Annotated in this window: 5 protein-coding genes; 3 read left to right on the top strand and 2 right to left on the bottom strand. The window is 70.2% G+C overall.

The window, feature by feature from the left end:
- A partial coding sequence (locus ACLJPL_RS33925; RefSeq protein ID WP_411084800.1) for an adenosylhomocysteinase occupies nucleotides 1-127 on the top strand: 127 nt, incomplete at its 5' end.
- Between the two features lie 200 nt (nucleotides 128-327).
- Nucleotides 328-963, top strand: a complete 636-nt coding sequence (locus ACLJPL_RS33930; RefSeq protein WP_411084796.1) for a hypothetical protein — start codon at nucleotides 328-330, stop codon at nucleotides 961-963.
- Here the strand turns inward: ACLJPL_RS33930 and ACLJPL_RS33935 are convergent.
- A complete protein-coding gene (locus ACLJPL_RS33935; RefSeq protein WP_411084797.1) occupies nucleotides 960-1961 on the bottom strand; it encodes an RDD family protein in 1002 nt (333 codons plus the stop codon). The genes ACLJPL_RS33930 and ACLJPL_RS33935 overlap by 4 nt on opposite strands.
- A 120-nt stretch (nucleotides 1962-2081) precedes the next feature.
- Here ACLJPL_RS33935 and ACLJPL_RS33940 point away from each other — a divergent pair, with 120 nt between their 5' ends.
- On the top strand, nucleotides 2082-3089 hold the full coding sequence (locus ACLJPL_RS33940) for a stage II sporulation protein M (protein WP_411084798.1): 1008 nt from the start codon (nucleotides 2082-2084) through the stop codon (nucleotides 3087-3089).
- Between the two features lie 189 nt (nucleotides 3090-3278).
- Here the strand turns inward: ACLJPL_RS33940 and ACLJPL_RS33945 are convergent.
- On the bottom strand, nucleotides 3279-3494 hold a 216-nt coding region (locus ACLJPL_RS33945; protein WP_411084799.1), incomplete at its 5' end, for a hypothetical protein.

The following is a 3494-nucleotide window of genomic DNA, read 5'->3' on the forward strand; positions in this document are numbered from 1 at the left end:
CGAGAAGGTCGCCCGCCTCCACCTCGACGCCCTCGGCGTCCGCCTCACGACCCTGCGCCCGGAGCAGGCGGCGTACATCGGAGTCGAGGTCGAGGGCCCCTTCAAGCCCGACCACTACCGCTACTGAGCGACCCCGTCAGCGGCTCCGAGGGGCACCCTCCTCCGGCCACCGCACGGCATCACGCTCAACAGCGACAGAAACAAGCAGCAGCCGCAGCAGGCGGCAAACAGCTCCGAGTGCAGGCCCCCGCACCCCCGTGTCGGGGGCCTGCCCCGTTGCCCCTGCCGCTACCGCCCGCGCCCAGCCCGAGGAACCCGAAGGACCCCATGCCCCGCGGCAGGTATTCGCTCCACGATCTCCACGATCACACCCCCCTCGGCGAAGAACACTTCCACTGCGCCCCCGGCCCCTCCGGCTGGCGCTATGTCTCCCAGACCACGTCCCCCTCGGGCGACCACCTGGGCTCCGTCGACCTGGCCCTGGACGAACTGGGCCGGCCGATCCGACTCGAACTCCACTCCGCGAGCTGGCAGGTGCGGGGAGCCGCTCTGGAAGGCGTCACCTGGGTCCGTACGGACCCGACCGGCGCTCACGCCAGCGAAGGCAACGTGCGCGCCCACGCCTTCTTCGGAACATCCCCCGCGTTCCTCATCGCCCTGACCCGCCTCCTGCGCCTCACCCCCGATTCCCCCGAGACCCGCGTCCGCGTGGTCACCTTCACGGACCCGGTCCTGGCACCCCGGACCGCCGACCAGTCCTGGGCTCTGGTGAACAGTGAAGCGCACGCCACTGACAACGGCCCTCTGCTCGTGGACGAATACCAGGTCAGCGCCCTGGACACCGGGGAACAGCATGCCGTTCACGTGGCCGGGGACGTCGTCCTGGCGGCACCGGGCGTCGAGTTGGAGCACCTGGAGACACCCCCGTCGCCCCGAGCGACCGGACTCCCCGGCCCCCTCTAACCGGGCGGAGCGAACCCGCCCGAGGACGCCCCCGCATCCTTCTGCGCACCCGGCGACCCACCAGCCTCCGGTCGCACGCCGAACCCCGCGCCCCCGACAGACCGAGCAGCCGAGACAGGCCGAACACCCCCGACACCCCCAGCAGACCCCCCAGTTACCCCGGCAGCCCCGGCAGCCCCGGCAGCCCCGGCAGCCCCGGCCGGCGTGGGTGCGGCGGCAGGCGTCGGTGCGGCGGAGGCCCGGCCCCGCGCCCCGGTGAACACGCGCCGGGCATCACGAGACTGCCGCTCATGCACCACCGCGGCCAGAAACGCGGCCGCCGGAACCGACCGCGGCGGGTCGATCCCCGTCCGCGCCACCAGTTCGTCCGCCAGACGACCGGCGATCGACCGGCCGACACCGGGATCCAGCTCACGCATCCGCGTCAGGTACTGCCGTATCGCGAGCCAGAGCTCGTCCGGCACAGCGGACAGATCCACCTGCGCGAATCGGCCGGCCAGCCACGGCGGGGGCGGTGGCACAGCGCCCGACCGCTTCACCGGCACGCGCTCCCGGATGACCAGCGTCCCCGCGAAGACGTCACCGAACCGACGCCCGCGCGCCGACACCAGCGACGCGATACAGGCCACGGCCCCGAACGTCATCAGGATCTCCACGACCCCCATGGCCCCCCGCACGAGCGCGTGCCGGAACCGGATCGGCCCGCCGTCGTCCCGCACCACGCGCAGCCCGCACGCCAGTTTTCCCAAGGACCGGCCATGGCTCAGCGTTTCCACCGCGATCGGTCCACCGACCAGAACCAGCAAGAACATGGCGACTCCGACGGCCGCGACGGCCGCCTCGTCCAGGGTGGCGGATGCGATCCCCATGAGGACCGAAACCATCATGAAGACGAAGAAGATCACCGCCAGATCGATCGCCGCCGCCAAGGCCCGGCTCGGCAGCCGCGCCGGCCTCAACTCCAGGACGACCGCGTCCCCGGTCACCAACTCACTCATCGCGCCCCCACTCTTCCCCGGCCTTCTCTGCCCCCGGCCGGACCCAGTCTGCCAAGCTGACCAGCAGCGCGCCGCAGAGTACGACCCTGTACGCACCCATGCCAGGAGCAACAGCCGCCCATGGACCTCGACGTCTTCGTCACCGCCCACCGCACGGAGTGGGACCGCCTCGACCGCCTCCTGCGCCAAGGACGCCGCCTGACGGGCGCGGAAGCGGACGAGCTCGTCGTCCTTTACCAGCGCACGGCCACCCATCTCTCCCTGATCCAGTCGACCGCCCCCGACCCCCTGCTCACCGCCCGGCTCACCCAGCTCGTGGCCCGCGCCCGGGCGGCGGTCACCGGCACCCGCAAGGCATCCTGGCGCGACGCGGCCCGCTTCCTCACGGCGGGATTCCCCGCCGCGGTCTACCGCTCGCGCCACTGGTGGGTCCCCACCGCGGTGCTCTCCACGGCCCTGGCCGCGCTCCTGGGCTGGTGGATCGGGGTCCACCCCGAGGTCCAGGCCGCGATCGCCGCCCCGGACGACCTCCGGGCCATGACCCGGCCGGGAGGGGAGTACGAGACCTACTACTCCAGCCACCCGGCGGCGTCGTTCGCGGCACAGGTGTGGACGAACAACGCTCAGGCCGCGGCGATGTGCCTGGTCCTGGGTGCGTTCCTCTGCCTGCCGGTGATCTGGATCCTCTTCCTGAACATGCTCAACCTCGGCGTCGGCATAGGTCTGATGTCCTCGGCGGGCCGCCTGGACGTCTTCCTCGGTCTGGTGCTCCCGCACGGCCTGCTCGAACTGACGGCGGTGTTCGTGGCCGCCGGCACAGGGCTCCGCCTCGGCTGGACCGTGATCGACCCCGGCCCCCTCTCCCGTCGAACCGCCCTCGCCCAGCAGGGCCGCGCCGCACTGGGCATGGCCATCGGCCTCGCCCTGGTTCTGTTCGTCTCCGGTCTCATCGAGGGCTTCGTGACCCCGTCCGGCCTTCCGACCTGGGCCAGGATCACCATCGGCATCGTGGCTGAGCTGGCCTTTCTCGCGTACGTCTACATCCTGGGCGGCCGCGCGGTCCGGGCCGGCGACACGGGCGACCTCACAGCGGTCGAACGAAGCGCCGAGCTCCCCTCCGCGGCCTGACCACCGATGTGCGATCGCCCCCGCTGAGCTGCTAGTCTCCTCCTCGCCCCCAAAAGCTGTTGACACGGCGAATGTGGGGAGGTAGATTTTAACGGTTGCCTTGGGCTGGACATGCCTGAGTGGAGCACGTAGGATCTATCTCGCTCGTGAAGGGATGCTTAGTCATCCCGCAGAGCCAATTGATTCCCCTCATTTCGAATCGCAGTCGTTCATTTCGACCGATGCGCTTCTGATAAGGTCGGATCCGCCGAAAGGCAAGGCCACTCCACAGGCCACCGGAAATCGAATTCGGACCGGAAACGGAACGAAAAAGAGTCTGGTAAAGTCGGAACCGCCGGAAAGGGAAAACGCGAAAGCGAAGAACCTGGAAAGCATCCCGCTTCGACCGGGAATCGGACAGGAAAC

Source organism: Streptomyces sp. cmx-18-6, assembly GCF_046548915.1.
Taxonomy (GTDB): domain Bacteria; phylum Actinomycetota; class Actinomycetes; order Streptomycetales; family Streptomycetaceae; genus Streptomyces.

Bases quoted from the DNA above. Each gene is read 5' to 3' on its own strand.
- ACLJPL_RS33930 (WP_411084796.1), top strand. From the start codon at position 328: ATGCCCCGCGGCAGGTATTCGCTCCACGATCTCCACGATCACACCCCC.
- ACLJPL_RS33935 (WP_411084797.1), bottom strand. From the start codon at position 1,961: ATGAGTGAGTTGGTGACCGGGGACGCGGTCGTCCTGGAGTTGAGGCCG.
- ACLJPL_RS33940 (WP_411084798.1), top strand. From the start codon at position 2,082: ATGGACCTCGACGTCTTCGTCACCGCCCACCGCACGGAGTGGGACCGC.